Origin of the sequence: Enterobacter sp. LM3 (assembly GCF_046622475.1) — a bacterium.
Lineage (GTDB): Bacteria > Pseudomonadota > Gammaproteobacteria > Enterobacterales > Enterobacteriaceae > Enterobacter > Enterobacter cloacae_P.
Genome location: NZ_JBJURN010000009.1, coordinates 149229 through 149553 on the forward strand (window position 1 = coordinate 149229; position 325 = coordinate 149553).

1 pseudogene is annotated in these 325 nt (G+C 59.4%); it reads left to right on the forward strand.

Going from position 1 to position 325, the window contains the following annotated elements:
* Window positions 1-325, forward strand: a pseudogene (lacZ, locus tag ACJ9N4_RS12335) (beta-galactosidase); the annotation flags it as partial.

Consider the following 325-nt stretch of genomic DNA (forward strand, 5'->3'; position numbering starts at 1 on the left):
GCCCGGGACGCAGATTGCGGATTATCACGTCGTTACGGATCTGAATGCGGAGTTTGACCGGGCGGTGCTGAAGGTTGACGTTGTGCTGGCTGGCTCCCGCTATGCAGAGTGTGAAGTGGCATGTACCCTGTGGCGCAACGGCGAAAAATGCGCCAGCACCACTCAACACCCTGGCTCTGTCATTGTGGATGAGCGGGGGAAGTGGGCCGAGCGGCTAACGGTGGCGATCCCGGTAGAGAGACCCGCGTTATGGAGTGCTGAAACGCCGGAACTCTATCGCCTGACGATTGCGCTTTTGGATGCGCAAGGCAACATGCTGGAGACG